General features: G+C 37.8%; 3 protein-coding genes. 1 reads left to right on the top strand and 2 read right to left on the bottom strand.

Annotated elements, in window-relative coordinates; genetic code table 11:
- Nucleotides 1-540: 540 nt before the first annotated feature.
- Nucleotides 541-3,381: an aminomethyl-transferring glycine dehydrogenase gene (gene gcvP / locus F6K22_RS29450; protein ID WP_293106297.1), complete on the bottom strand. Its 2,841-nt coding sequence runs from the start codon at nucleotides 3,379-3,381 to the stop codon at nucleotides 541-543.
- A 621-nt stretch (nucleotides 3,382-4,002) separates the two neighbouring features.
- Here gcvP and F6K22_RS29445 point away from each other — a divergent pair.
- A complete protein-coding gene (locus tag F6K22_RS29445) occupies nucleotides 4,003-5,124 on the top strand; it encodes a pentapeptide repeat-containing protein (protein ID WP_293106295.1) in 1,122 nt (373 codons plus the stop codon).
- A gap of 124 nt (nucleotides 5,125-5,248) precedes the next feature.
- Here F6K22_RS29445 and F6K22_RS29440 read toward each other — a convergent pair whose 3' ends face one another.
- Complete coding sequence (locus F6K22_RS29440; protein ID WP_293106292.1) at nucleotides 5,249-5,602, bottom strand: hypothetical protein; 354 nt, start codon at nucleotides 5,600-5,602, stop codon at nucleotides 5,249-5,251.
- Nucleotides 5,603-5,739 lie beyond the last annotated feature (137 nt).

Raw genomic sequence — 5,739 nt, 5'->3', positions numbered from 1 at the left:
TTATCTAAATTTCTATCTGCAATAACTGCATTTAAAGAAAACCCAGGCAAATTAAATAGAGAAATGTGTGTAGCAATCGTTCTGACTTACGCAAAATCTCGAATTATACCCTATCTGTAGGGGTGATTCGCGAATCACCCCTACTAGATGTGGTGGTTATGCGTAAGTCCTGATAAAAAAAGAGGCGGTGCGTTACGACAGATTTGTGAACTCCCTTCATATTCTGAATTTCAGCCGTCTTTTCATGTCCGCTCTTAGCGGAAACGCACCCTACATTTTAGCTGATGGCTGACTGCTGAGTGCTTCTTTAGAAGAGGCGGTGCGTTACGACGGATTTGTGAACTCCCTTCATATTCTGAATTTCAGCCGTCTAACGCACCCTACATTTTAGCTGATGGCTGACTGCTGACCGCTGAGTGCTTCTTTAGAAGAGGCGGTGCGTTACGACGGATTGTTAAATCTCTTTGAGAGCTTAAATTTCAGCCGTCTAACGCACCCTACAAATTTGGCTGATAGCTGACTGCTGACCGCTGACCGCTTTTAACTATAAGCTTCTATCGGTAAACAAGAACAGACGAAATTACGATCGCCAAAAGCATTATCAACCCGCCCTACAGTCGGCCAAAATTTATGCTCTCGCGTCCAAGGAGCAGGATAAGCAGCACGTTGTCGAGAATAACTATGCTTCCACTCATCCACCATCAAACTCTCGGCAGTGTGAGGAGCATTTTTCAACAAATTATCCTCTTTATCTGCTTTTCCAGTTTCAATCTCCTCTATTTCCTGACGAATAGAAATCATCGCATCACAAAAACGGTCTAACTCCTCCTTCGACTCACTCTCCGTCGGTTCCACCATAATTGTACCCGCCACAGGCCAAGAAACAGTCGGCGCGTGAAAACCATAATCCATCAAGCGTTTGGCAATATCATCCACCTCAATACCAGCAGACTTTTTCAACGGACGCAAATCCAAAATGCACTCGTGAGCAATAAACCCATGCTTACCCTTGTACAAAACTGGATAATAACTTTCCAACCGTTGCGCAATATAATTAGCATTCAAAATCGCTATCTTAGTTGCATCAGTTAAACCATCCGCACCCATCATGGCAATATACATCCAAGAAATTGGCAGAATACTGGCGCTACCCCAAGGTGCAGCAGATACTGCTCCACTAGAATTTTCGCCACCAATATTAATAACAGAATGTCCTGGTAAAAAGGGTGCTAAGTGAGATTTAACTCCTATCGGACCCATTCCCGGACCTCCACCACCGTGAGGAATGCAAAAAGTTTTGTGCAAATTCAAATGACAAACATCGGCACCAATTTCCGCCGGACGACATAATCCCACTTGAGCATTCATATTCGCTCCATCCATATAAACTTGCCCACCGTAACCGTGGATAATTTCACAAATATCAACAATGTCTTCCTCAAATACACCGTGAGTAGAAGGATAAGTAATCATCATGGCAGCCAAATTATCTTTGTGCTTTTCTGCCTTTTTCTGCAAATCTGCAATATCTATATTTCCTTGACGGTCGCATTTGACAACCACAACCTTTAACCCACTCATCACCGCTGAAGCAGGGTTTGTACCATGAGCAGAATCAGGAATCAAACAAACATTGCGATGTGCTTCCCCACGGTGAGCATGATATTCGCGAATTACTAATAAACCCGTATATTCTCCCTGGGAACCTGCATTTGGTTGGAGAGAAATTGCTGCAAAACCTGTGATTTCTGCCAACCATTCCTCCAGTTGCTCAAACATTATTTGATAACCTTTAGTTTGAGAGGTGGGAGCAAAAGGATGAATCTTAGCAAATTCCGGCCAGGTTACAGGTATCATTTCTGCTGTAGCATTAAGTTTCATTGTACAGGAACCCAAGGGTATCATTGATGTTGTCAAGGATAAATCTTTTGCCTGCAAACGGTGGATGTAACGCAAGAGTTCAGTTTCAGAATGATAACTATTAAATACTGGGTGAGTTAAATAACTGCTAGTACGAGCATAAGAACTTTGAGAAAGGGGGGAAATATTTTCGATGTCTGGTAATGCTTTTCCACCAGCAAAAATTTGCCACAGATTTTGTACATCTGTATCAGTGGTAGTTTCATCTAGAGAAATACCAACAGTTTGCTCATCAAAAGTTCGCAGATTAATACCTACATTTTCAGCAGCATCAATAATTTCTTTTGCACTTTTCACAGGAGAGTCAGCACCTACTATTATCCGAATAGTATCAAAAAATGATTCTGCACCAATTTGATAACCAAGCTGTTTTAAACCTGTTGCCAATTTAAAAGTCAAATTATGGATATTTTCCGCAATTTCCTTTAAACCATCCGGACCGTGATAGACTGCATACATACCTGCCATTACCGCTAGCAAAACTTGAGCAGTACAAATATTACTCGTTGCCTTCTCCCGCCTAATATGTTGTTCCCGCGTCTGTAGTGCCAATCTTAATGCTGGGTTACCATTAGCATCTTGAGAAACTCCCACAATACGTCCAGGAGTTTGTCGTTTATAAGCTTCTTTAGTAGCAAAGTAAGCAGCATGGGGACCGCCATATCCGAGAGACACGCCAAAACGTTGAGTATTACCCACCACAATATCAGCACCAAATTCTCCAGGAGGTGTCAGTAAGGTTAAACTTAGTAAGTCAGCAGCAACAGTTACTAAACCTCCTACCTCATGAACTTTTTCCACAAATTCGCGGTAGTCATAAATTGCTCCGTCGGTAGCAGGATATTGGAGGAGAGCGCCAAAAATTGGTTTGTCAAAAGTGAAAGTCTGGAAGTCACCGACTATTACTTCTATTCCCAATGGTTGTGCTCTAGTTTTGACAACTTCAATATTCTGAGGATGGCAGTTAGAGTCAACAAAGAAAGCTTCTGCCTTAGTTTGGCACAAACCGTAACTCATACTCATTGCTTCCGCTGCTGCTGTCGCTTCATCAAGCAGGGAAGCATTAGCTATTTCCAAACCAGTTAAGTCCGTAATCATAGTTTGGAAATTTAGCAAAGCCTCCATCCGTCCTTGAGCTATTTCTGCCTGATAGGGAGTATAAGCGGTGTACCAACCAGGATTTTCTAGGATATTGCGGAGGATGACTGGTGGAGTAATACAGTCATAATAACCCATACCAATGAAGGAACGAAATACCTGATTTTTAGAGATTATTTCTTTGATTTGGGCAATAGCAGCGCTTTCACTCAGAGACTTGGGCAAATTGAGGGGTTGCTGGTATCGGATTTTCTGGGGAACTGTTTTTTCAATTAGGTCCTCTAGGGAAGAAATACCTAATACGGCCAGCATTTGTTGAATTTTCTCAGAAGTAGGGCCAATATGTCGTTGGGAAAAGTCAATAGACTTTTGGCCTTGGTTAGCTAGTTGTAGTTGATTGCTTGAGTTTGTCTTCGATTGATGTATTGCTACCACTTTGATGTTCCTTGAAATCAATGTCTCATTCAGTTGTAACAAAAATTCATACCTAAATGCTAGGTAGAGAGTCAAGTCATATGTTGATATTATGGGCCAAATTTAGGTATTGTTAATCAAGAAGCAGTTACAGATCAAAAAATCAAGTATTTTAAAGTTAAGTAGCCAAGCATAATTACAGACATAATTAAATGTCACTATCTCCGTAGCGACTGTAATGGAGTGGAAGGAAGTAATCTCAAGTGTTGGAGCTGCATCAATATTTTGTTAGATATAGGACTTACGCATCTAGCGCAAAAGTATTGGCTTGAGATTACTTTCCTGACGGAATGCTCCGCAAACGCTGTGGTTTGTCGAACTTAATGACAAAAATAAGTTATTTTGCATAAATCCTAAGATGACAGAAATAAGTTATTTTGGATAAATCCTAAGATAGTTAGATTTATTCACGTCTACCTACTTAAAACTGAAAAAATACTGAATCGAAACTTTTAACTGCGAATATATTATTAAAGTTTTTACTACTACTTTAATAGTCGTTTTTTGATTATGAATATAAAATTTATTGCTGCTGGTTTAGGGACTTTAACTGCTTTCTCATTATCATTAAGTGAAGCCAACTTAGGACAAGCTCAAACAGTTGAAAATACTATTAATTATCCTCAGATAGAATTAGAGGATAACTCAATAGAAACTGATAGTGTTAATTATACTCAGATGGAATTTGATTGGGAGGAGTTGTGGGAGCAAATTAATAGTTTGCCTTTGTTCAGATATACGACAGGGATAACTTTAATATTTTTCTTGATTTTTGTCTTGGCAATCTGGCGGGAAAAAGAATTAAAGTTAAACCCAATTACTATGAGGCATGAAAGAGTTAATCTTATTACTTATTTTAATAATCTCTTATCTTCTATAGCTAAGAAAGAACCTTGGGAAATATTCGAGAAAATATTTGTGCCGATTTTTATAGGTTTAATTGCTAGTTTTATTGCTTACGATCTAGAACAACTTGAAGAAAAAATTTCTGACAAACGTTTCCATGAGCAAATATTGGCTAACTATATGAAGGAAATTAGACAAATTTTATTAGAGCAAGAAAGGATTAATGTTGAGAGAAAAAAGATTAATCCTAATAATATCGATCGGGATAATCAGGAGATATTTAATGGTTTAATTCAGGCCAATACATGGAATTTAGCATTACGTTTAGAAGATGACGCTAAACTAAAAGGATTATTATTGCTATTTTTGTATGAAACTAGATTAATTCTATGTCAAACAGATTTAGATTGTAATCAAATAGACCTTCAAAGTATCAACCTAGAAAATGTTCAATTAATTAGTGATTATTTGAAAGACGCTAACTTAACAGGTGCTAACTTGTCTAATGCCAAATTTGAAGATGTTGTTCTTGTAAATTCTGACTTAAGTCATGCAACATTAGTAGGAAGTAAATGGAGAGGTTCCAGATTAAGGGATGCTAATCTTAGTCATGCTAAATTGAATAATGCCGATCTGCGTGGTGCTGACTTAAGCGGAGCTGACTTAAGTCATGCAGACCTTACTGGAGCCAAAATAGATAAAACCACCATGTTATTGTTTGCTACTTTCTGTAAGACAACTATGCCAAATGGAACCAGAGAAGATAAAAATTGCCCAGCCAATTAATTAATTTCATAAGTTTGTTGCAAAGGTTAGAAACAGGTGAAAAAATAAATAAAAATAAAGGAAAAAAAAGATTTAATTGTTACTTGTGTAAGAAGTATAATTTTATTTTTTCAAGATTAAACTTTCATTCATTAAGAACATTAAGAAGCTTTTGGCGGATTTCTTCACAAAGTTTTTGACTAAGTTGTTTATTATCATATTTACCCTTTGTCGTTTCTGCCACTACTTCTTCTAATCCCTCTAGACTTTGATCTTTTTGATTAGTAGCTGTGTAAAGTTTAGTATTTCCAGCACTTATAGCAGACTCATAAAGAGATTCTTCCGATCTATTTTTAGCGACATTATTTGTACACCAAGTCATGGCACCAACCATCTTAGCAATTTCCTCTGCCGTTTCCGTTTTTTCTGCTCGTACTGGCAAAGGTATTAAAGTAATTAAACCAATAGTTAAACCGAACAATATATAACATTTTTTCATTTGAGTTCTCCAAATATATTTTTTCCTATCTATCTATTATATCATCTGCAAATTATCAGAGTCCGGGAAGATACAACATCAAATTAACTCAGAACATATATACCCTACTGAAAAATATAAATTCATCAAAAAAAAAC

Origin of the sequence: Okeania sp. SIO2F4, from assembly GCF_010672385.1 — a bacterium.
GTDB lineage: Bacteria > Cyanobacteriota > Cyanobacteriia > Cyanobacteriales > Microcoleaceae > Trichodesmium.
This window is presented reverse-complemented; position numbering and strand designations above follow the sequence as displayed.

Coding starts and splice junctions, on each gene's coding strand:
- F6K22_RS29445 (WP_293106295.1), top strand. CDS start 4,003: ATGAATATAAAATTTATTGCTGCTGGTTTAGGGACTTTAACTGCTTTC.
- F6K22_RS29440 (WP_293106292.1), bottom strand. CDS start 5,602: ATGAAAAAATGTTATATATTGTTCGGTTTAACTATTGGTTTAATTACT.